Source organism: Ginsengibacter hankyongi (assembly GCF_008710285.1).
Lineage (GTDB): Bacteria > Bacteroidota > Bacteroidia > Chitinophagales > Chitinophagaceae > Ginsengibacter > Ginsengibacter hankyongi.
In genome coordinates, this window is the sequence record NZ_VYQF01000002.1 from 279876 (window position 1) to 302542 (window position 22667).

Here is a 22667-nt window from a genome sequence, read left to right on the forward strand (position 1 = left end):
CCAGGATCACACACCAAACTAATAATAACTAATGGCAACTTTTTTTATTGGTATAGGAATAATATTAATTTTAGTCTCTTTAGTATATCTTCTTAGGAGATTTTCTCATGCCAAAACTATTCCCTTTTATTCGCTGGATACTAAAAAGGACTCAATCTTAACTATTGGAATTATTGGAGATAGCTGGGTAACCCGGAAAAAATTAGACATTATATTGCATGATGATTTAATAAAAAATGGGTTTAGCAGTAAAATTATTTCCTCGGGGCAGTCAGGCGCAAAAAGCAAATCAGTTTATCATAATTTATTCAGAGAAAATACGGATAAGAATTCTTCTAAATTTATTATAGAGAGCCAACCAGAATTCTGCATTGTTATAGCGGGAGTCAACGATGCCGTTGGCCAAATGGGTAGCCGTTATTATGCACATCATATGAGAAACATAATCAAAACGCTCCTTCATTATAAAATTCGGCCCGTAGTTGTTTCACTGCCAAACGTTGGAATCCGGGAAATGATGAACGGAATGAATGTTTTTAAGCAATATAGAAATATAATTTCTGCCTATGTAAATAATAAGGCAATTGTTGACAATATTGACTCGTACCGAAAGAAATTTAATGAGATGCTGGTGCAGGAAAATTTAAAAAGTAAAATTATATTAGTTGATTATGACAAGGCTTGTGAAGAGTTTTCACCAGATTCAGATTTGTATTATAACCCTATTCATTTATCTCCAAAGGGTAATGAAAGGTTAGGGCATTTAATAGCGGATACCTTACTGAAAGAATTAAGAAAGGATACCCAGTTTACAAAGAACAAGCCGTAAATCATTTGGCATACCATGAAGTACTAAATAGATTTTAACGACAAATGCTTAAAATAATTAAGAAAATCAGATTCTTTTTTCTCGTAAAAATTAAATGGAGAAAATATACAATTGGTAAAAATGTATATATAGGCAGGTTAGTATATCTCTGGGCCAAACATACTATAACTATTGGCGATAATTTTTATATTGGCAAATTTTCGCAGATTGAGTGTGACGCAGAAATAGGAAATAATGTAATTTTTGCAAACCATGTGGGATTGATTGGCCGCTATGATCATCACTATCAACAACCCGGAGTTCCTATTCGTTTATCAAGCCAGATTCGTGATAAAGATTATAATTGGAAGGGCCTTCAGGAAAAAATTATCATTGAAGATGATGTTTGGGTCGGATATGGCTCGATAATCCTGAGTGGCGTTACGGTAGGACAAGGAAGTATTATTGCAGCAGGGTCTGTTGTAACAAATGATGTTCAGTCTTTTTCAATATATGGGGGAGTTCCCGCAAAAAAAATATCAGACAGGTTTGAAAAAGAATCTGATCTATTAGAGCATGTCAGGTTATATAATCTCAATTACAAAAATTAAACTCATGCATTATTAATTCATTGATGACCCGGAAATCCTTAATTAATTTTCCATTATCTACCGGAAAATATTGCTCATTTACTGATTATATAATTAAACTCGCGTGTCAAAGAAAATCATCATTTGTATGCGTTGCTAACGTCCACATGTTTATCGAAGCTTATAAAGACCCTAAGTTTCTTCAAATAATTAATAATGCCGATTTAGTGACGCCTGATGGAATCCCTCTGATATGGGGGCTGCGTATACTTTATTCTTTTAAGCAAAGCAGGGTTGCTGGGATGGATTTGCTACCAGATTTATTAAGCAGAATGGAAGCCCAAAAAATTGCTGCCTATTTTTATGGGAGTACAGAAATAATTTTAAATATGACAAAGTCTTATTTAACAAATAAATTTCCCAACTTAATACTCGCAGGATTTCATAGCCCGCCGTTTGGAGGAATTCCTACTGATGAGCGGGAAATTATCGCCCAAATAAATTCATCATCCCCATCTATAGTATTTGTTATATTAGGATGTCCTAAACAAGAAAGGTGGATGGCATCTATGAAGGATAAAATTCAAACACTTATGATTGGAATAGGCGGAGCTTTGCCAGTCATGTTGGGCATACAAAGAAGAGCTCCTCTCTGGATGCAGAAGGCCGGTCTTGAATGGCTTTTCAGATTGAGCCAGGAGCCGCGGAGATTATTTCGAAGATATATAACTACCAATACGCTGTTTTTATGGATATTATTAAAAGAGTTGATAACGATTAAAATCCTAAAACCTCTTAGATTACTAAAATCCTTATAATCCGTTTTTAACACTAAATTTATTTAAAAAGAATCAAAGTGAACCAACAACTGGAAAGATACTTGCAAACGGTGTTATTAATCCTGGATCTCATTATACTTAATCTTTTTTATATTTTTTGCTTCGCCATATTTAATAAAAACATAGGACTATTTTCCCATAATACCTATCTTTTATTTTGGACGATATCCAATGTTTTATGGATTATACTGTCGTTTATGATGCGAACTTATTCAGAGAAGATTATTTTAAGTTTTGAATACTTCACTAAAAGAACAATCCTGGTATACCTGCTGTGGATCATTTCTATAATGTTTTATTTATTCTTTTCCCGGCAATTAGAACTTTCACGGTTGTTTATCGTTGCCACAATAGGCAGTTTCGGATTTGGCCTTTTGGTTAATAGGTTTATTTACCTCGGGCTCAACGGTTATTTAAAAAAGAGTAACTACCTTATAAAAAAAGTACTCATACTCGGTTATAATGAAACGGCAAAAAAATTAGCAAAGTACTTTGAAGAAGATAGCTTGAACACTCAACTCATAGGCTATATTGAAAATGAAGAAAATATACACGAATTATCTAATTATCCAATATTAGCAGAGATTAATGATACTTTAAAAGTCGCCAAGGAAAGTAATGTTAATGAAATATTTTCGACCATAACACCAGAGCAAAATAAAGACATTTATAATTTAATGTACCAATCCGAAAAGGAGTGCATCAGATTTAAAATTGTTCCCAATTTATCAGTTTTTATAACCCGTGAAGTACACATTGAATACTTTGGGCAATTGCCGATATTATCCTTACGTAGTGAACCACTAGATGATGTGGGAAATAGAATTAAAAAAAGAGTGCTTGATATAATGGTGAGTTTATTTGTCGTAATTTTTATTCTTTCCTGGCTGGTACCAATATTGGGAGTTTTAATTTTTATAGAATCCGGCTTCCCAATATTTTTTAAACAATTAAGAACCGGCAAAGACAAAAAGCCGTTCTATTGTTTAAAATTCAGGAGTATGAAATCTAATAAAGATGCTCATTTTAAACAAGCGACCCAAAATGATGAAAGGATAACAAAAATTGGTAAACTTATAAGGAAGACAAGCCTGGACGAATTTCCACAATTTATTAATGTTTTGCGGGGAGAAATGAGCTTAGTCGGACCTCGTCCGCATATGGTAAAGCACACCTCTGATTATTCTAAACTAGTGGATGATTACATGGTCAGACAATTTATCAAGCCAGGGATTACCGGCTGGGCACAAATTAACGGTTATAGGGGAGAAATAACAAATCCCGAACAAATTGAAGCACGGGTTAATAAAGATCTTTGGTATCTGGAAAACTGGACGCTTTGGCTGGATATTCAGATATTATTTCTCACATTATACCAAATGTTTAGGGGAGATAAGAATGCCTATTGAAATATTATTTGAATAGATATAACTCAATTTTAATATATTTAACCTAACCTTAGAAAATAAATGATCCCTAAAATAATTCATCAAACCTGGAAAACCAGTATTCTTCCGAAAAAGTTCGAAACCTGGCACCAACAAGTAAAAGCATTGCATCCCGATTGGAAAATAATTCTTTGGACCGACGAAGATAATTTGGCGCTGGTTACAAAATTTTTTCCCGATTTACTCGAAATATATAATTCTTTACAGTATAACATAATGAGAGCAGATGTTATACGTTATATGTATATGAGCGTATACGGCGGGTATTATCTTGATTTAGATTACGAATTATTCGAACCATTTGACGATAAGCTTTCAAATGCCAGTTTACTACTACCCATATCTGGAAAACACCGGAAAATGGCCATAATCGGAAACAGCATTTTCGGGTCGGAACCAAGCAATATTTTCTGGAAAGATATTTTAGATACCTTCAAAGAAAATCCTCCTACAAAAAAATTTTATGACAAATTCGAAATATTAAAATTAACAGGTCCGGATTTTATCTCAGAAGTTTATTATAAAAATCCAGCAAAATATAATGCTACTTTGGTTCATAAGCATATATTTCATCCGTCAAATTCTCTCACAAGAAAGAAACATTACCAACAACTATTGATTGCCGCGGGTACCCGGGGAATTCACCATTGCGAAGGAAGTTGGTTAAAGGATAATAACTCATTCATTCATTATTTGTCACGAGGTAAAGCATCAATCAAAAGAAGATTTCAAGATTTATTTGGCGGAAAATCTAAATAGTTACCTTTTGTCCTTTCTATTATTTTTAACCCGATAATTAAGATCAATCCTTATAAATTACCATATCCAAACTAACTGATCAGTACACTTTAAACAATTAGAGATTACATGTGCGGCTTCGTAGGAATCATTAATAAAAATAAACAGGAAATTTATAGTAATATCCTGAGAAAGATGGCAGACACGATCCATCATCGTGGCCCAGACGAAGATGGAATATTTTTAGAGGGAAACATAGGATTTTTTCATAAACGGCTTTCGATAATTGATCTTTCCACCGGCCAACAGCCAATGACTTTTATAAATTTCACCATTGTTTTCAATGGTGAAATTTATAATTACATAGAGCTTAGAAACGATTTGATTAAAAAAGGCCATGAGTTCCGAACCACTTCAGATACCGAAGTAATATTACATCTCTACGGAGAATACGGAGACAATTTTGTAAACTTATTAAACGGGATGTTTGCTTTTATCATTTACGATAAAACAAATGAGAAGCTCTTTATTGCCAGGGATCATTTTGGCATCAAACCCTTATATTGGTATAGGGACGACAGCAAAATCGTATTTGGAAGCGAAATTAAGGCCCTTTTGGCCCATCCTGATATTGTCGCCGAAGCAGACTCAGAAAATTTACAGGAATACCTCACTTTCCAGTTTATTTTGGGAGAAGGTACTATGTTCAAGAACATTTGCAAGGTGCAACCCGGTCACTATATAACAATAGACCTATTATCGTGGAAAATTGATATAATAAAATACTGGATTCCTAACTTCAATATTGACCACTATCATACCGAGGAATATTTCATCGCTCAACTGCAAAAGATACTGGATGAAACCATTTCGCAGCAATTGAGAAGCGACGTTGAAGTAGGAACCTACCTAAGCGGAGGATTGGATTCTTCGTTGGTAACGATTATGGCTGCCAAATTTCTTGGTAAACCTTTTAAGTCTTTTAGCGGCGCCTTTCACGAGGGACCCGAATTTAACGAACTTAAATATGCCCGTATCGCTGCAAAAGCCGCACAGTCCGAATTATTGGAAATTTTCCCTACCGAACAGGAATTTATTGATTTGGTTCCCAAATTAATTTATCACCTTGATGAACCTGTCGCGGGTCCGGGCCTGTTTCCCCAATATATAGTTTCAAAGCTGGCTTCAAAACATGTTAAAGTAATTTTAGGAGGCCAGGGCGGAGACGAAATTTTTGGCGGATATGCAAGATACATGGTAGCTTACCTGGAACAGGCTTTAAAGGGAGCAATTAACGAATCTAACGAAGAAGACGAGCATATTGTATCGTTGGCCTCTATCCTCCCTAATCTTCCTTCGCTTAAACAATACCTTCCTATGATGAAGAGCTTTTGGAAAAGTGATGCTTTTGAACCAATGGACAGGCGTTACTATAATTTAATAAACAGGATGGGCGCCACAAGTAATTTTCTTCATGCAGATGTTAAAAGCAAATGTTATGATGCGGCAATATTCAATAAATTTTCCCGTTACTTCAACGATCCTGATACCAAAAGTTATTTCAATAAAATGACTCATTTTGATATGCAGGGAAGTCTGCCGGGTTTATTGCAGGTGGAGGACAGGGTTAGTATGTCTGTTTCAATAGAATCAAGAGTTCCTTTACTTGATAGAAGAATTGTAGATCTTATATCTACTATGCCTGCAGGCATGAAATTTAAAGGTGGCGAAATGAAGTATTTATTAAAAAAGACCATTCATAATTATATACCGGAACAAATTATGAATAGAAAAGATAAAATGGGTTTCCCGGTTCCATTACATATTTGGTCAAAAAATAAAGCAAAGGGTTTTATTATGGATATTTTACTTTCAAAAAAAGCTAAAGAAAGAAATATCATCAATACAAAATATGTTGAACACCTGATTACCAGCCAACAACCTTTTAGCAGGGGATTATGGGGACTCCTTTCACTGGAACTATGGTATACCCAGTTTATAGACAAATAAAAAATTTATTCAACATTCAAAAGATCAACCAGGTTAAAAAATAACATTCTGCCGGTTGTTGATAAAATTCCAAAATTAAAGCCAATTATGATGAATGAAAATCAAGCGCCACTTAGCGCAGAGACATGGAAAATTAATAAGATCGGAGTGATAGGACCGGGTATTGTCGGTATGCCGATGGCTGCAATGTTGGCTAAGGCCCGCATTAAGATAGGCACAGATGAACCCGCAAAAGTGGTAATAGTTCAAAGAGATTCCAAAAATTCGGGTTGGAAAGTTGCAGCGATTAATAGCGGAAAGTCGGTAATTGGTGGTATTGAACCTGAATTGGACGAAATTACTCATGAAGCAGTAAATGCGGGAATTCTTTCGGCAAGTTCTGACTTTTCTGTTCTGTCCGATGCTGATGTTATTTTGGTATCTATTCAAACGGATAAAAATGAAAGTGGTTTTGAACCTGATTACGGACCCATGTTTGGCGGACTTGAAAAACTAGCAGAGGCTTTACAGAAAAAACCTGCAGGAAAAATCCCGTTAGTCGTGTTCGAATCAACTCTGGCACCTACAACTATGGATACTTTGTTTAGAGAACATTTTAAAAAGTATGGCCTGGAGGAAGGTAAAGACATTTTACTTGGAAACAGCCCGAACAGAGTAATGCCTGGAAGACTGGTGGAAAGAATCCGCGAGTCGGACAAACTTGCCGGTGGTCTTCATCCTGAAACACCTAAATTAATTGCCAAACTATATAACCACATAGTAACTAACGGTAAAGTATACCAGACGAATAGTCTCACTGCAGAAATTGTGAAGACACTTGAAAATGCATACCGCGATGTAAGGATTGCTTTCTCAACTGAAATAGTAAGATACTGCGATGATAACAATATTGATTTCTATAAAGTAAGAGACAAAGTAAATGGCATGCTTTCCCAGTCAGACAAAGCAACCTCTGATCCTAATGCTGTACCCAGCGGTGGAATTTTAATTCCAATGCTGGGAGTCGGGGGACATTGCTTGCCAAAAGATGGTATCCTTTTATGGTGGAGAAATTTTCAGAAAGGAAATGATACTTCAAAAAGTCTCATCCTTGAATCAAGGTTAATTAATGATGCCTCTCCTGTTTACACATTTAAACATGCAGAAAAAGCATTCGGAAATTTAAAAGATAAAAAGATTGCATTGTTAGGGGTAGCTTATCGTTTCAACTCAGAAGATACCCGCAACTCTCCTACCCTGCAATTGGCCAATTATCTTAGAGATAACGGTGTAAAATATATCATGCACGATCCTTATGTAAAGGAAGATGACCAGAATCTTTTGAAATATAAACAGCAGGATAATTTAACCCACGATCTTAACAAAGCGCTGGAGTTTGCAGACTATGTCTTTATCTGTTCGGCACATAAAGAATATATTGATCATTTTAACACCATTGCATCTGCTAAAAATGTAAAGGGTATTATGGATGCATCCAATATTTACAACAGGCAACAATTCAGCAAAACACCTGAAAAGTATGCCGGTATTGGAAAAGGAACCGGTGAACCTTCAGATGAATTTATACAATTTGTGTATGATAGTTTCCTTGCTATGGAAAGAGGGTTAGGTTTCGAACTTGCCGGATTAATTAATTTCTACAATAGTAATTACGCTTTCGATGAATATAACAAAGTAAGATTTGAAGATGTTCAGCGCCTGGCAAAAACCTGTTCAACCGGGTGTGAAATTGCAGATGCCGTAACAATTGAGAAAGTTCCTGATTATAAAGGTTTCTCAAGCCTGCTTTCCCAAAAAGGATACATAAATAGTAAATAACTTTTCTTGAAAATATTTTCAATAGTTGGGGCCAGGCCTCAATTCATAAAACTGGCTCCGTTGTCAAAAGCGCTAACCGGTTTGCACGAAGAATTTATTGTGCACACCGGTCAGCATTATGATTATGCAATGTCTGAAAAGATATTCATGGATCTTGGTATCCGTAAACCAGACATTCACCTTGGCACAGGACCAGGAACACAAGCAACACAAACCGGTGAAATGATGGTGAAGCTGGAGGCGGCTATGCTTGAAAAAAAACCAGACATCATCATTGTTTTTGGTGATACCAATTCAACATTGGCCGGAGTAATGGCCGCTTCAAAATTGAACATACCGGTAATACATATCGAGGCCGGGCTGAGGAGTTATAACCACAGTATGCCTGAAGAAATTAATCGCATTGTTGCGGACCATGTATCAAAATATCTTTTTGCTCCTACGCAAACAGCTGTAGATATCCTCACAAAAGAAGGATTAAAAAAGAACACATTTCTTCCGGGCGATATAATGGTAGATACCATGAAAAACAACCTTGGTATTGCATTGGAAAAATCTACTATCGTAAAGGATTTAAAATTAAATAACGAAGCGTACAACCTGTTGACATTGCATCGGAATTATAATGTTGATGATACTACAATTCTCGGACATATCTTAAAACAGTTAGGTGAATTAGGCGAAAAAATTATTTTTCCGGTTCATCCAAGAACCCGGAAAATGCTTACAGATTCTATTTCCGTTTCACCAAATATTTACATGACCGAGCCAGTAGGTTATCTTGATTTTATTGCCCTTGAAAATTCTGCAAAAAGAATTATTACCGATTCGGGAGGTATTCAAAAAGAAGCTTACCTGCTCAAAAAGCCATGCATCACATTACGTACGGAAACTGAATGGGTAGAAACAGTTGAGGAGAAATGGAATTTATTGGTGAATCCCAAATCGAAAAATATTGCAACAAAAATCGAATCCTTCAAACCGCCCAAAAAACAAAAAGAAGTATTCGGGAAAAATGTAACTAAGAAGATGGTTAAAATAATAAACAACATTCAATAGATGCCCGAACAAAAGACCTGGGGAATTATTGGTGGTGGTATGTTAGGCATGACACTTGCTTTGCGGCTCTCGCAACAAGGTAATAAAGTGACCATTTATGAATCCGCCGACAAAGTTGGCGGCCTGGCAAGTTCATGGCAAATGGATGGAGTTGTATGGGATAAGTTCTATCATGTTATTCTGATGTCTGATCTAAATACAAGAAAAATTCTTAAGGAAATCGGGCTTGAAAATGAACTGAGATGGGTGGAGACAAAGACAGGATTTTATTCTGAAGGGAAATTATATTCAATGTCAAACATCATTGATTTCTTTAAATTTCCACCCATTAATCTTATTGATAAATTTCGTTTAGGCCTTACAATTTTTGCGGCGTCAAAAATAAAAAACTGGGAAAAACTTGAAAATATATTAGTAGCAGATTGGTTAACAAAATGGTCAGGCAAAAGAGTTTTTGAAAAGATATGGCTTCCGTTATTGAAGGCCAAACTCGGTGATAATTATAAAAATACTTCAGCTGCTTTTATCTGGACAACCATACAACGTATGTATGCTGCAAGAAAAAGTGGATTAAAAAAAGAAATGTTTGGTTATGTAACCGGTGGCTATGATAAAATAAATAACGAGTTTGCAAATTTCTTAGTAAAACAAGGAGTAAATATTCAGTACAATTCAAAAGTAACTTCAGTACAAAAAATTGCTGACGGAAAGATGGAAGTTACGGGTAACGGTGCCAGCCAAACCTATGATTATGTTATTTCAACATTATCATCGAAAGCATCTGTAGCGATAGCCAATCAACTAACGTATGCTGAAAAACAAAAACACGAGAGCGTAAAATATCTTGGCGTTATCTGTGCATCTATTTTACTTAAAAAACCTATCTCAAAATTTTACGTTACAAATATTACCGATGCATGGCCACCGTTTACGGGTGTTATTGAAATGACTGCATTGATTAACAAAAAAGAGGTGAACAACAAGAACCTGGTCTATTTACCAAAATATGTAAACTCTGATGATACTTTATTTGATAAAGATGATGCAGCGATTCGGAAATTATTTTTAGAGGCGATATTTAAGATGTATCCTGGAATTTCAGAAAATGATTTATTATTTTGGGGCGTTAGTAAAGCAAGAGTTGTTTTCGCGTTACCAACTATAAACTATTCAAAAAATATTCCGGGGATTACAACTTCTATTGGCAACTATTATATAGTGAATTCAGCTCAAATCATTAACGGTACCTTAAACGTAAATGAAACGATACAGGTGGCAGAAACCAAACTGAAAGAAATATTGACCAATCATGGCTAACAAAAAACCGGTTGCAAGCATTTCGCTTGATCTCGATAATCAATGGTCGTACATGAAAATTCATGGCGATGAAGGTTGGGATAAATACCCGTCTTATTTCAGCATTTTTGTTCCACATGTTCTTAATGTGTTGGATGAACTTGACTTAAAAATTACCTTTTTCATTGTGGGCAAGGACACAGAAACCGAAGAAAACCGGAAGTATTTAAGAATGATTACAGAAAGAGGCCACGAGGTTGGAAATCATTCTTACAATCATGAATCATGGTTGCAAACTTATAGTTACGAAAAGATTGAAAAAGAAATCAGGGAAGCCGAAGAAGCAATTGAAAAGGTAACTGGTCAGCGTCCGACAGGTTTCAGGGGGCCTGGATTCAGTTGGAGTAAGGACTTACTGAAGGTTTTGGAAAGCCGGGGTTATAAATATGATGCGTCAACTTTGCCAACTTATTTAGGCCCGCTGGCGAGGATGTATTATTTTAAAAAGTCTAACTTATCCAAAGAAGAAAAAAAAGCCAGGAAAGAACTTTTCGGTAAATTCAGTGAGGGCTTCCGAAGCCTGAAACCTTATAATTGGGATTTAGGTGAGGGAAAGACAATAACGGAAATACCTGTAACTACAATGCCCATTTTCAAACTGCCGTTTCATTTAAGTTATTTAATTTATCTAGGAAATATATCTATGCCCTTAATGAAGTTATACCTTAACTCGGCAATAGGAATGTGTAAAATGACCAACACACCCGTTAGCTTTCTTTTGCATCCGTTGGATCTTATTGGCGGAGATCAAGTTGCCGAACTTGCTTTTTTCCCCGGAATGAATGTGAGCAGTGGAAAGAAGGTAGAAGTATTTAAAAATGTTATCCGATCCCTTTCCGCAGATTATGATATGGTTAGTATGATGAAACATTTGGATTATATGGAAACAAATAAGAAGATGAATTATAAAAAAATCTAAGGTCAGGAATTTTTATTTTCAATCAAAAAATTAAAAAAAGTTAAGAACAAATTATATAATGGAAATGAATAACCTGCCTTATGCTGAAGCTATTCCATTAGTTGTTGACCTTCATGGAACTCTTATACTTTCTGATCTTTTGCATGAATGAATTAAATTGCTTTTTAAAAAAGACCTTTTTATATTTTATTATGTTTCCTATGGCTTCTAAAAGGTAAAGTTTATTTTAAAAATAAAATTTTTGAAATTGTTCAATTGCGCTATGAGTACTTCCACTAAATGAAGAATTATTGAGCTTTCTGCAAACCGAATCTTCTAATGGAAGAAAACTAATTCTGGCAACTGCATCACTTAAATCGAATGCAGACGAAATATCTAAATCCTTTCCGTTTTTTGATAAAATATATGGAATGGAAATGATTAATTCAAAAGGAGTTAACAAGTTAAAAGTTTTAATTAACGAATTTGGTGAATTTAAATTTGACTATATGGGGAATTCCAATTCTGATCTTAAAATATTTGCTTCGTCCCGATATTCATACTTAGTTAATCCAACAAAATCATTAGGACGTAAGGCGAGAAAAATATCCAACCTTAAATAAACAACTCTGGTTTAATATGTATTTAAACATACTAATAATCGGCATATTTTATTATTTGAGCTCGGTTTCTATTTTTACGTGTATTTGCTTCCTTTTAATCATTACTCTTTTAAAGTCAATAAAACAATTTTTCCCAAATAATCTTAATATGCGACCAAATAGTGGGGATATAAAAGTTCTGGCAACAGGTCTAAGGCATTACAACTTGTAAACATGTCGAAATATTGAATTATCTTGAATTTAATAATAGATCATTCACCAGAGAATTTAAGAATTCTCAAAAAATTAATATATATATAAAGTTTGATGGACTGATAATACCGGTACTTTTATTATTCTTCATCTTAACCTAACTTATTTTAACAAAATTATTTTAACCAAACTTAACTATTAAACCTGGTATATGACTTAGAAAAGACAGATTCATCCTTATTTCAAAACGCAACCAGTTAAAGAAATTTATCATTAACTTCTTAATGAACATTATTTCCATGTATAACTTTCCTGACCTGAGACTCTGAAAGTATTCAGACGAATGCACTAAGCATGAAATTGACCATCCCTGATAAAAATCTATTAAACAGAACCGGCGAAGTTGATTATTTTGACTGGAATTATAAATTTCCAATCAAGTATATTCTAAAGTATCGATTTAAGAGAATTATACAATTGCTGGGTAACGAAAAATATGGTTGGCTATTAGAAGCAGGAACAGGTAGTGGAATATTTCTACCAGAATTATCAAAGCATTGCGAGCATTTATATGCTTGTGACATTCATCGTGATTTTGATCATATTACTTCTCTGTGTGAAAAGTATGGAATAAAAGATTATAATTTGAGTACTCAAAGCATCGACCAAACCAACTTTCCTGATGAATCATTTGATGCAATTGTTGCTGTAAGTATGTTAGAATTTGTACCTGATATTCAAAAAGCTGTTACTGAAATTAAAAGAATTCTCAAAAAAGATGGGGTTTTTATAACAATCTGTCCGATGGAAAGTAAAATATTGGACTTTTTTCTTTCGTTTTATACAAGAAAATCACCTAAAGAAGAATTCGGTAATGCAAGGCAGGCAGTTTCTAAAATTTTAGAACAAAATTTTACAATTATTGAAAAAGGGAATATGATTCCAATACTTGGATCTTTTTTCCCGGTCTATACGCATTATAAATTCAAAAAATAATGATTTTATAAGCAGACCAATAAGTTGGGATTAAAACTAATATAGTCATCTAATATCAATAGAATGAATTGCCCCGTTTGTAATAATAGTAAAAACGAAATCAGATTCTTGAAAAACGGATATAGAATTCTTCATTGTTTAGAATGTGATCATTTATTTACCGATTTCGTTCCGACACCAAACGAAGTAGAACAAATTTATTCAGATGATTACTTTTTTAAAGGAGGGGCGGGATATGATGATTATACTTTGGAAAAAGATATGCTAATTAAAAGAGGTGAGTACTATGCCGGAAAAATAAATAAATTTATGAGAGCAGGTGAAGTACTTGACATAGGTGCCGCCGCCGGCTTTCTTTTAAAGGGCTTTGAAAATAAAGGGTGGAAGGGAACAGGTATAGAACCAAATAATTCCATGGTTGAATATGGCAAAAATGTTGTTGGTGTGAATATTAGAAAAGGCACTGTTGAAACCATTGAATTAGAACACAAATTTGATTTGATAATTTTGGTACAGGTGGTTGCGCATATCTATGATCTTCAAAATTCAATAGACAAGATATACAACCTTCTTAAACCTAATGGCAAGGTATTAATTGAAACCTGGGATAAAGATAGTATTACCGCACGGATATTTGGGAAAAACTGGCATGAATACAGTCCACCGAGCACATTAAATTATTTCAGTAAAAAAACTTTAAACCAGCTAATCTCGCAGCATAATTTTTCAGAGGTGGCACATGGAACACCTAAAAAAAGTATACATTCTAAACATGCCAAATCTTTAATAAAGCACAAACTCCTGGAATCAAAAGGATTAAAATGGATGGCAGGAATGACCGCTTTGATCCCTGGGAACATGATAATACCTTATCCCTCTGAAGATTTATTCTGGACATTATATAAAAAAAACTAAACTAACATTATGCAGGAAAAAAATAATGACCACAATTTAAAGCCATTTGTATCAATAATTCTTCCCTGTTACAATGAAGAAGCAATTTTACAAACTAGTGTTAATAATATAATTAAATATCTCGAAAGCAAAAGTCATAAATATCGATGGGAGATACTAATTATTGATGATGGGAGTAAGGACAAGACCGGTGAGATGGCTGATGAATTTAATAGCCAATATGATAACATCAGGGTAATCCATCATCCCGTAAACCTGAATCTCGGCCGTGCCTTACAAACAGGGTTCCGTCATGCCAAAGGCGATATTTTTATTGTGCTTGATATCGACTTGAGTTATTCAATTGAATATATTGAACAGATGGCAGATAAACTTTCTGAAACCTATTCAGATATTGTAATCGCATCTCCTTATATGAAAGGAGGTCAGGTAATTGCTGTTCCATTTCTGAGAAAAATAATGAGCTTATGGGTAAATAAGTTTATGAGATTAGCAGCCCAGGATAAATATCATACCTATACCGGTATGGTGAGGGCGTATAGAAAATCATTTATTCAAACGCTTAATCTTAAAACAAAAGACTATGAAATTAATCCGGAAATTTTGTATAAGGCAATGATACTAAGAGCAAGAATTGTTGAAATACCCGCGCATCTTGATTGGACAGAACAGAATAAATATAAAGGAAAACGAACTTCAAGTATCCGTATATTAAGAGGTTTTTTTTCCGGGATAATGTCTGCATTTATTTTTCGTCCATATATATTTTTTTTAGCATTGGGAACACTGCTTATGATTTTATCAATGTATGAGCTAATATGGTTATTGTATGATACCTTATCAACTTTGTCGCAATCGCATGGGCTTGGAAGCACCTTTTCATCAAGTCTTGCCTTACAGTTTAAGAAAAATCCACAGTCGTTTATGGTTGGTGGAATCACTTTTATTGCGGCAATCCAGGTATTAAGCCTTGGTTTTTTATCACTTCAAAGCAAACGATATTTTGAGGAGTTGTTTCATTTGGGAACTTCATTTAAAAAAATTTAACGACTTTTCAATCGGGCATTTATTTAATAAAGCACTTTTATGATGAAAAAAATTAAATCGATTAAAAATCCTTTTTTAATTTTTTTGCCTTTTTTAATACTTCTAATGATTTATGCGTTATTAAATCCAACCAGTGGCAATGGGGATGAGCATAGATACCTCACTTTTGCACACAATTTGATCAATGGATTTTACTCGCCACCTCCTCCTAATATTAATTTAACCAATGGTCCCGGTTACCCAATAATTCTCGCCCCATTCGTAGCATTAAAACTACCATTAGCTTATATTACTCTTTTAAATCCCTTTCTATATTATTTTTCAATCATATTTCTCTTCAAGGCATTAAAACAGGTTGTTTCATACAAAACCACTTTAATATTTAGCTTCTTATGGGCGTGCTATTATATAGCTTACCAAAACATTGTTTTTGTAATGACAGAAACATTGACATATTTCTTAATTTCTGTGTTGATCTATTCATTGGTGAGAGCCTTCCTACCCGGAAAATCCATCGTAATAAGAAAGTATATTATACTCTCCGGGTTTATCTTTGGCTATATTGTACTAACCAAAATTGCATTTATCTATGTTTTATTAACCCTGCTTTTTGGTAGCATTATTTTTTGGATATTCAATACTAAGGAATCCAATTACAAGAAACTAACTGCAGTAACTTCCATTGCTTTACTTACTATTCTGCCATACCTGGTATATGCATATTTTTTAACTGGGCAGATGTTTTATTGGAATACCAATACCGGGGATTCACTATACTGGAACAGTACTCCTTTTTCCAATGAATACGGAGATTGGAAAGATGATCTTACACAGGGACCACCTGATCTCAGTAACTATAATATTCCGGGGGCACAAGACACCCTGATTGCACATCATCAGAAAGACTTCGATATTATAAATAGGTATTCCGGCAGAAAAAGAGATGATGTTTTTAAGCAAATTGCTATTCGCAATATAAAAACCCATCCATCAAAATTTTTATTGAATTGTTTTTATAACGCCGGGAGGTTACTCTTCCATTATCCTTTTTCGCAGGCTATACAACGGCCAAAAATATTACTTGTATTTCCTTTAAATGGTATCATCTTAACTTTAATGCTTTTTAGCTTAATTCCAACTTTCCTCAATTGGCGAAATATTAGTCTTCCGCTTAAATTTCTCCTGATTTTTGCCTTCCTGTATTTAGGTATGAGCACATTAGTATCTGCTCTCGTTCGAATGTTCACGGTTATCGTGCCTATATTAATATTTTGGTTCGGCTATATTTTTGATAAATCGGTCAAGATAAATTTGAGATTTAACGAAAAGCTTTAAATGAATTATTGGCAGTTCCGTGACAAGGCGCGCAACGCCTCGGGCAACACTACACCATTCTTCCTTTGCAATTTTTAATCCGTTTTTCTTAACCTTATTAGCGATCAACAAAATTTGGTGGGCAGAAAAACTTTTTTAATAATGTATGTAGATGTGTTTTTAATGACTCACTATCGAGATAAGGTAATTTGGCCAAAAACAGTTGGCGATTTTGTTAATTTGAGTATTGAGCTTTGCTTATCAACTTGAAGAGGAAGTGGGCGATGTTGAAGGGCAACCTGCCAGCAATAAAGTTGATGCTAAACGATAAAACGGAGTTGATGGATTTCAACTCCTTTTATTTTATCGGATAGCTTCATGGTCTAAAAAAACTTATTTAGAAGGATTATTTTTAAAATGCAGATACCATTTAATAAAATTTCTTTTGGCTTCTAAAAGTAACCCGCTATGCAGCAATAATTTTTGTTTTAGGTGTTTAAAAAAGCTTTCTAATCTATTGGTAGTGGATGGTATTTCAGAATCATTAAGATAGCTAAAAAGATGTAGCAGCGCATTGATGATAAGTGTATAAGCCTGGTGCAGTCCTTTGTGGGTATTACAGTAATCATTTCGAAAGGTATTAAATGATTCTTCCAGTAAAGTGCCTTTATGAATTTGATGCCAGTTGTGCAATTGTAATAACCATAAAGAACATTGCTCTTGTGTTTTTATACCCGTAAGCTGATTAGAAATAAGTAGCAATTCTTTACTCGACTGTCATTTTATGTTTATTGCTCAAATAAGCCCTGCACTGGCGTTTCACATGAATAACACATCTTTGAATAACTGCATTAGGATATACTTTTGCAACTGCTTTTAAAATAGATTTATGCCCATCGCAGGTTACACTGTACACTTCAATACCTAACGATTTAAGTGTTTTTAAGTCCCGATAAATTTCTCTGAATTTTTCCTGACTGGAAGTTCTGTATAACTGTACATAGCGTATATCATGGTCATAATACAAAATCAAACACAATCCGTTGGGAAGGTAGGTACCATCAATGAGTAAATGAATCAGGCCTTTTTTAATGGTAATTGGTGGCGCTTGTTTAAGATATTTTTTGAACAAACGGCTGATGCTCCTGTTGCTCTTGTGCATCTCTGAAGTCAGGGTCCGGTAAACCCTTCTGTCCATTATCCACTTTCTAAACCATACAAACCGATTTGAATCACTTACAGCCTCATTGTCCCACTGAAATAAAGGCCCACAAGTTTTGCATTTGTATCTCTGCTGATTGTTTTGCTTGCCCCAGCAATAGCATTATTGCTCCCACATCCCCAACATGATTTTTTTTGTCATAATATCAGAAATTGAAAAGGGTTTCAATTTACTTAATTGAAACCCTTCCCAGTATCGTATCTTAACACCTTTTACCAACCATTTTTGTCCACATTCTTCGAGATAAAGAAATAATCTTATACAGTTCCATTTGTCATTCAGAAAGCAAATAGCACTGTATTTGGCAAAATTTTATAAGCCCACTTTATGCCCAATTAAAAATCCACTCCCTTAATCTTAAGGAGTGGATTTTTTATTATCACGATCTAAACTACTTAAGCTTTTCCATCTTGATTACAGAATTAGAACTATTTTGGCTGAATTTCAGAAAATATATTCCAGGTTTCAATGCTGAAGTATTTATAGACAACTGGAAAGTTCCCGAACTCATGACCCCTGTTCTACTCCATACCATCTGACCTGATGCGTCTACAATAATTACACTATATGGTCCGGCTACTCCTCCCAATATATTTAGAGTAATATAGTCCGTAAACGGATTTGGATAAGCTGTAACTCCAAGAACCGGACTTGAGATAGAAGTGCTGTTTGATATGGAGCCGGATAAGACGGAGGTAACAACCCGAATGTTGACCGTAGCACTGCCTGTAGCACCTGAATTGTCTGTAACTGTTAATTGGAATTGGTAAGTGCCCTCTACCATATTTGTCACCGTTGTTGCCGCTGTGTTTGGACTCGTAATATTGGCACCAGACGGCCCGGAAATTTGTGACCATTGATATGCGACTATGGTACCATCTACGTCTGTTCCAGTTCCGGTTAAGGGTACAGAGTTTGTTGGTAATGTTATGGTGCCATCTCCCCCTGCATCTGCAACGGGCGAGATGTTACTTGAATTTATCACCCTGATATTCACGGTTGAAGTTCCAGTTGCACCTGAATTGTCTGTCACAGTAAGTTGGAATTGATAAAGACCTGCAATCATTCCTGTTACCCATGTCGCTGCGGTATTGGGACTTATAATAGACGCTGTGGCAGGACCGGATACCTGTGACCATTTATATCCGACTACGGTTCCATCGGCATCTGTTCCGGTGCCCGTTAATGGCACGGAGTTTATTGGCAAAACTATAGTACCATCTCCACCTGCATCAGCAACGGGTGAGATGTTACTTGAATTTACCACCCTTATATTCACCGTAGCGGTTCCTGTGCCACCAGAGTTGTCTGTAACAGTTAATTGGAATTGATAAAGCCCCGCAATCATTCCTGTAACCAATGTTGCTGCCGTATTGGGACTCATAATAGACGCGGTCGCAGGACCAGATACCTGTGACCATTTATACCCGACTACGGTTCCATCCGCATCTGTTCCGCTGCCGGTTAAAGGCACAGAGTTGGTTGGTAATGTTATAGTGCCGTCTCCACCCGCATCTGCAACGGGTGAGATATTATTACTTGAATTTGTCACAGTTATATTCACAGTAGAAGTTCCCAAAGCTCCATCGTTATCAGTAACTTGAAACTTGAATTGATAAACCCCAGCAATTAGTCCCGTTACCATTGTAGCTGCGGTATTCGGACTTACAATAGATGCGGTGGATGGGCCAGACACTTGAGACCATTGAAACCCAACTACGGTTCCATCTGAATCAGTGCCTGTTCCAGTTAAAGGTACAGAGTTCGTTGGTAATGTTATGCTGCCATCTCCACCCGCATCTGCAACCGGAGCAATATTTCCCGAAAATGAAGTGGAACTTATTACAGAGATCTGCACTGTATCTTCACCGGTAGCACCGTTGTTATCAGTAACCTGTAATTGAAACTTGTAAGTCCCCTGAATCATGCTACTCACTGATGTGGTTGCTGAATTAGGACTAGTTATAATTGCAAATGAAGGGCCTGAAACCTGCGTCCATTTATATGAAGAAATCGTTCCATCAGCATCTGTTCCGCTTCCCGAAAGAGTTACCGTATTTGTAGGTAACGTAATTGATCCATCACTACCGGCGTTCGCAACAGGAGCTTGATTACCCGACGCAGGTCCATTTTTTATAAGAACTGCAGACGTATAAGGAGCTAGAGTAATTGTTCCGTTATATGAATTATTTTTTACATCAATATAGCTATAAGGTAAAGAAATTGTTTTATTCGAATTTGTTGCATTATACTCAAATCTCAAATCATTTAAATCAGTTATTGTTTTTGGCGATTTATGGGAATGCGCATCATAACCTGAATAATCATGAAACGTGGTAAGACTATAATTATTATCTGACGTGCCGATTAACGTTCCTACTAAAGTCAAACTATCATCTATTGGTCTCGCGTAATAATTATTGTCTATACTTGTCGCCGAACCAAAACTTGATATATCATTATAAATTGTAGCAAAATGAAGAGTCAATTGATTTTGGGGCGACCAGGCTTTGCCTATTGATCGGGCAAAAAATATATTATTAGTAATAGTGATATTTGAACTTCTAACTCCATTTCCATCACTTGAAACTGCAATAGCGGCATCTGTATTATATACCGTATTATTGGTAATAATCACTCCAGCAGCATCATGTAATGTTATTCCTTCATGACCCATATTAGCAACCGAATTATTTTGTATTGTTACCCCAGTGGTATTATTATCGCAAAAAATGCCATGCGCCCTTAAACTACCTGGAGCATTAGTTCCTTGATCAGTACCAATCCCATTTAATACAATGTTAGACGATATCATTTTTCCTGACGATTGATTAGCAGTGTATATACCTCCTCCATCATCTTTCACTAAACAAAAATAATTTACCAGATTATTGCTCACGTTTACATTATTTCCGTCAAATCCAATACCTATATAGCCTGAACTATCCACTTCATTGTATTGTATCAAACTCCCTGCCCCAGTTGTATTCATTCCCTGTGCTTTACCATCGCCACTGCCACTCATACCTATAAGGATACCCGAGTTCTTAATAACATTATTGCTTATTACTGCCCCTATAGTTTCAGAAGGCAAATCAATCGCATTATTATTTGAATGATTTATGATTGAATTTTGTAGCTTAAAATTGGCAGAGGAACCACCACAATCATTACCATAAATTCCATTATAATTAAAATCAAAACTACAATTTTCAATAGTTAGACCGGGCGAACTGCAAAAATAGATTCCATCGTTAGCACCCGTAAAAGACAGATTGGAAAAAGTTATGTAACCTCCGCTTTGAATATTTACCAATTTATCTATGCTTGAAACCAAAACATTCGTCGGAGCGTTGGTACTATACACTCTTATTTTTTTTGACGAAGGATTATAATACCACTCGTTTTGAGAGTCAAGCGTTCTGGCATCGTTTTGAATAAAAAAGCCCCATCCAGCCTGGCCTGGATACCCACCCGGTGAATAATTTAATGTGCTTCCTGAAGCAGAAGTGATAGTTCCCCTATCAACAACCCACCTAATTTTCTTTATGACTATTTCCGCACCTGTCCAGTCGGTAGTGGACGAACTTATAGATGAACTAGTAATAGAAGAATTTCCGGAAAAACTTTCATATGTTAAATAACCCGTATTTGGCCACCTGCCCATAGGCGTATTAACTCCATTTATAACAACCATATTACAGGAAGGTAAATTGCTTACCGGGTTTGAACTTTCCCAAATATTATTTCCTAAGTTAATCCACGATGTAACATTTGTAAAACCTGTAATTATAGGATTAGCTCCGGAACCATATGCGCTAAAGGTAACAGGTGATCCCGACGAACCGCCGCTTCTAATATTTATACTGCCATAAAATACATCCCCACGATTAAATAAAATATTATCCCCAGGACTTAATGAACCCAGTACTGAATTAAGTTTATTTAGCGTCTGCCATGGTGAAGAAGCAGAAGTTCCACTATTTGCATCGTTGCCACTTGCGGCCATATAGTAATCTGTTGCTTTGGTCGAAATGCAAACAGTTAAAAGTACCACAACGAAAAAAACTTTAGTGGCCTTTGCCTTTAATTTCTCAAATTTCAAATTGTTTTTCATAAATATTTATTGATGGTAGATTAATGAATGGTTTTTTCACAACATATTAGACAATAGAGATAAGAAAACTGAATTCAACCCATGGGTAAAATATTGCCACTGGTTATTATTGACGTAATAATAATGCATGCGTCCCGCATTCTTAAAAATCTAATGAATGCTATAGGCATGAATAATTAATGCCGAAAAATAATGTCCTTAAATTTTGGGATTATTACAATTCTCAGTTGTGTATAAATTTTCATACAATTTCCCCTAAAGTCCCTGTTTTGTTAAAATTTACTCGTGTATAAGCAAAAAATAATCCAAATTTAACACGTAAAAGGAATAGCTTAGGTGCGCTAAAATTTATACACATTAGAATAATCCCTAAAGGTATTTAACCCAATAACTGATATTTAACTCATCTTAAAAATCAATTAGTTAAAATGAGTGCTTCGATAAAAATTTTCGCAATTGTTAATATGTTAAATATATGTTAACTAAAAAAAAAATTTTGGCACAATTTTTAGTTGGGGATTTTTTTGAAGTGAAATACAATTTATCAGAGTCTAAAACCCAAAAAATATCGAAAGCTGACGGACTTAAAAGGACATGGTTCTCCAAGAATACATTTTAGTTGTTTGTGTTTAGCTCTATTGAAGATGTTGATGAAACCAAAGCAACTTCCGTACACG

At 35.2% G+C, this 22667-nt stretch carries 18 protein-coding genes; 14 read left to right on the forward strand and 4 right to left on the reverse strand.

Features of this window, described 5'->3' with window-relative positions:
- Positions 1-31 precede the first annotated feature (31 nt).
- The 10 genes from FW778_RS10725 (at position 32) to FW778_RS10770 (ending at position 11585) form a co-directional block, all read left to right on the forward strand.
- Positions 32-829, forward strand: a complete 798-nt coding sequence (locus FW778_RS10725) for an SGNH/GDSL hydrolase family protein (RefSeq protein WP_150414704.1) — start codon at positions 32-34, stop codon at positions 827-829.
- Between the two features lie 44 nt (positions 830-873).
- Positions 874-1419 carry an acyltransferase gene (locus FW778_RS23575; protein WP_150414705.1) on the forward strand — a complete coding sequence of 182 codons (546 nt, stop codon included), beginning with the start codon at positions 874-876 and terminating at the stop codon, positions 1417-1419.
- Between the two features lie 146 nt (positions 1420-1565).
- Entirely contained in the window at positions 1566-2216 is a 651-nt protein-coding gene (locus FW778_RS10735) for a WecB/TagA/CpsF family glycosyltransferase (protein ID WP_235906197.1), read from the forward strand.
- A 71-nt stretch (positions 2217-2287) separates the two neighbouring features.
- Positions 2288-3646 carry an undecaprenyl-phosphate glucose phosphotransferase gene (locus FW778_RS10740; protein ID WP_235906239.1) on the forward strand — a complete coding sequence of 453 codons (1359 nt, stop codon included), beginning with the start codon at positions 2288-2290 and terminating at the stop codon, positions 3644-3646.
- A gap of 60 nt (positions 3647-3706) precedes the next feature.
- On the forward strand, positions 3707-4444 hold the full coding sequence (locus tag FW778_RS10745) for a glycosyltransferase family 32 protein (protein ID WP_150414708.1): 738 nt from the start codon (positions 3707-3709) through the stop codon (positions 4442-4444).
- Positions 4445-4552: 108 nt separating this feature from the next.
- Positions 4553-6433 (forward strand): asparagine synthase (glutamine-hydrolyzing), encoded by a 1881-nt coding sequence (gene asnB, locus FW778_RS10750; RefSeq protein ID WP_150414709.1) that lies wholly within the window; start codon positions 4553-4555, stop codon positions 6431-6433.
- 87 nt (positions 6434-6520) lie between these two features.
- Positions 6521-8251: a nucleotide sugar dehydrogenase gene (locus FW778_RS10755; RefSeq protein ID WP_150414710.1), complete on the forward strand. Its 1731-nt coding sequence runs from the start codon at positions 6521-6523 to the stop codon at positions 8249-8251.
- 6 nt (positions 8252-8257) lie between these two features.
- Entirely contained in the window at positions 8258-9310 is a 1053-nt protein-coding gene (gene wecB / locus FW778_RS10760) for a non-hydrolyzing UDP-N-acetylglucosamine 2-epimerase (protein WP_150414711.1), read from the forward strand.
- Positions 9311-10627, forward strand: a complete 1317-nt coding sequence (locus FW778_RS10765; protein ID WP_150414712.1) for an NAD(P)/FAD-dependent oxidoreductase — start codon at positions 9311-9313, stop codon at positions 10625-10627.
- Complete coding sequence (locus tag FW778_RS10770) at positions 10620-11585, forward strand: polysaccharide deacetylase family protein (RefSeq protein ID WP_150414713.1); 966 nt, start codon at positions 10620-10622, stop codon at positions 11583-11585. Before FW778_RS10765 ends, FW778_RS10770 begins: the two co-directional genes overlap by 8 nt.
- A gap of 226 nt (positions 11586-11811) precedes the next feature.
- Here the strand turns inward: FW778_RS10770 and FW778_RS23460 are convergent, their stop codons facing one another.
- Entirely contained in the window at positions 11812-12027 is a 216-nt protein-coding gene (locus FW778_RS23460) for a hypothetical protein (RefSeq protein ID WP_150414714.1), read from the reverse strand.
- Between the two features lie 706 nt (positions 12028-12733).
- On the opposite strand from FW778_RS23460, the gene FW778_RS10780 reads away from it, so the two are divergent.
- From FW778_RS10780 to FW778_RS10795, 4 genes are all read left to right on the forward strand, one after another.
- Positions 12734-13375, forward strand: coding sequence for a class I SAM-dependent methyltransferase (locus FW778_RS10780; protein WP_150414715.1), 642 nt, complete (start codon positions 12734-12736; stop codon positions 13373-13375).
- Between the two features lie 108 nt (positions 13376-13483).
- Positions 13484-14290: a class I SAM-dependent methyltransferase gene (locus FW778_RS10785; RefSeq protein ID WP_202552186.1), complete on the forward strand. Its 807-nt coding sequence runs from the start codon at positions 13484-13486 to the stop codon at positions 14288-14290.
- 9 nt (positions 14291-14299) lie between these two features.
- Positions 14300-15337 (forward strand): glycosyltransferase family 2 protein, encoded by a 1038-nt coding sequence (locus FW778_RS10790; protein WP_150414717.1) that lies wholly within the window; start codon positions 14300-14302, stop codon positions 15335-15337.
- Positions 15338-15376: 39 nt separating this feature from the next.
- Positions 15377-16672 carry a hypothetical protein gene (locus FW778_RS10795; RefSeq protein ID WP_150414718.1) on the forward strand — a complete coding sequence of 432 codons (1296 nt, stop codon included), beginning with the start codon at positions 15377-15379 and terminating at the stop codon, positions 16670-16672.
- A gap of 372 nt (positions 16673-17044) precedes the next feature.
- Here the strand turns inward: FW778_RS10795 and FW778_RS10800 are convergent, their stop codons facing one another.
- The 3 genes from FW778_RS10800 to FW778_RS10810 form a co-directional block, all read right to left on the reverse strand.
- Positions 17045-17413 (reverse strand): hypothetical protein, encoded by a 369-nt coding sequence (locus FW778_RS10800; protein WP_150414719.1) that lies wholly within the window; start codon positions 17411-17413, stop codon positions 17045-17047.
- 4 nt (positions 17414-17417) lie between these two features.
- The gene (locus FW778_RS10805) at positions 17418-17849 is read right to left on the reverse strand and encodes a transposase (protein ID WP_150414720.1); all 432 of its coding nucleotides are present in this window, start codon (positions 17847-17849) and stop codon (positions 17418-17420) included.
- A 415-nt stretch (positions 17850-18264) separates the two neighbouring features.
- A complete protein-coding gene (locus FW778_RS10810) occupies positions 18265-21990 on the reverse strand; it encodes a PKD domain-containing protein (RefSeq protein WP_150414721.1) in 3726 nt (1241 codons plus the stop codon).
- Positions 21991-22667 lie beyond the last annotated feature (677 nt).

What these genes read in the sequence shown, in the direction of transcription:
- FW778_RS23575 (WP_150414705.1), top strand. Translation starts at nt 874, where the DNA reads ATGCTTAAAATAATTAAGAAAATCAGATTCTTTTTTCTCGTAAAAATT.
- FW778_RS10795 (WP_150414718.1), top strand. Translation starts at nt 15,377, where the DNA reads ATGATGAAAAAAATTAAATCGATTAAAAATCCTTTTTTAATTTTTTTG.
- FW778_RS10725 (WP_150414704.1), top strand. Translation starts at nt 32, where the DNA reads ATGGCAACTTTTTTTATTGGTATAGGAATAATATTAATTTTAGTCTCT.
- FW778_RS10790 (WP_150414717.1), top strand. Translation starts at nt 14,300, where the DNA reads ATGCAGGAAAAAAATAATGACCACAATTTAAAGCCATTTGTATCAATA.
- asnB (WP_150414709.1), top strand. Translation starts at nt 4,553, where the DNA reads ATGTGCGGCTTCGTAGGAATCATTAATAAAAATAAACAGGAAATTTAT.
- FW778_RS10780 (WP_150414715.1), top strand. Translation starts at nt 12,734, where the DNA reads ATGAAATTGACCATCCCTGATAAAAATCTATTAAACAGAACCGGCGAA.
- FW778_RS10765 (WP_150414712.1), top strand. Translation starts at nt 9,311, where the DNA reads ATGCCCGAACAAAAGACCTGGGGAATTATTGGTGGTGGTATGTTAGGC.
- FW778_RS10805 (WP_150414720.1), bottom strand. Translation starts at nt 17,849, where the DNA reads ATGGACAGAAGGGTTTACCGGACCCTGACTTCAGAGATGCACAAGAGC.
- FW778_RS10735 (WP_235906197.1), top strand. Translation starts at nt 1,566, where the DNA reads ATGTTTATCGAAGCTTATAAAGACCCTAAGTTTCTTCAAATAATTAAT.
- FW778_RS10770 (WP_150414713.1), top strand. Translation starts at nt 10,620, where the DNA reads ATGGCTAACAAAAAACCGGTTGCAAGCATTTCGCTTGATCTCGATAAT.
- FW778_RS10810 (WP_150414721.1), bottom strand. Translation starts at nt 21,990, where the DNA reads ATGAAAAACAATTTGAAATTTGAGAAATTAAAGGCAAAGGCCACTAAA.
- FW778_RS10755 (WP_150414710.1), top strand. Translation starts at nt 6,521, where the DNA reads ATGATGAATGAAAATCAAGCGCCACTTAGCGCAGAGACATGGAAAATT.
- FW778_RS10745 (WP_150414708.1), top strand. Translation starts at nt 3,707, where the DNA reads ATGATCCCTAAAATAATTCATCAAACCTGGAAAACCAGTATTCTTCCG.